A 364-nucleotide genomic window follows, 5' to 3' on the forward strand; every position below is an offset into this window, starting at 1 on the left:
GGCCCGTTGGACACCACACCACAGGGGTAGCCTGCAAGCTCCATCAAGGCGGCTGCCATGTCGGGCATCGCCGTCAGGCGTGCCTTCATCAACTCTTCCAGCAGGGCGCGCATCTCGCCTTCCATGCGCCGTGTGGGCGCTTCTTCCAGAACGCCATGGGCTGCCTCCAGCGTGCGCACGATGCTCATGAAGCGCATGCCGCGAAACTCGTTCATGTAGCGGGCGCTGGTAAACGGCAGACCATAGCGGGGCAGGGTGCTGGACATGGCCTCGGCGAGGAGGATTTCGCTATCAACCAGGGTGCCATCGGAATCAAACAGCAGGCAGAGTTCAGCCATCGATGCCTCTCGTGGGCGTCAGGAAT

1 protein-coding gene is annotated in these 364 nt (G+C 62.4%); it reads right to left on the reverse strand.

Annotation, left to right across the window (positions count from 1 at the left end; translation table 11 throughout):
- The coding region (locus tag R0J88_RS19030) for an HAD hydrolase-like protein (RefSeq protein ID WP_410900734.1) at positions 1 to 338 on the reverse strand (338 nt) is incomplete at its 3' end.
- Between the last annotated feature and the right edge of the window lie 26 nt (positions 339 to 364).

The sequence above is a fragment of the Pseudoalteromonas sp. SIMBA_162 genome, from assembly GCF_046535955.1.
Taxonomy (GTDB): Bacteria; Pseudomonadota; Gammaproteobacteria; order Enterobacterales; family Alteromonadaceae; genus Pseudoalteromonas; species Pseudoalteromonas marina.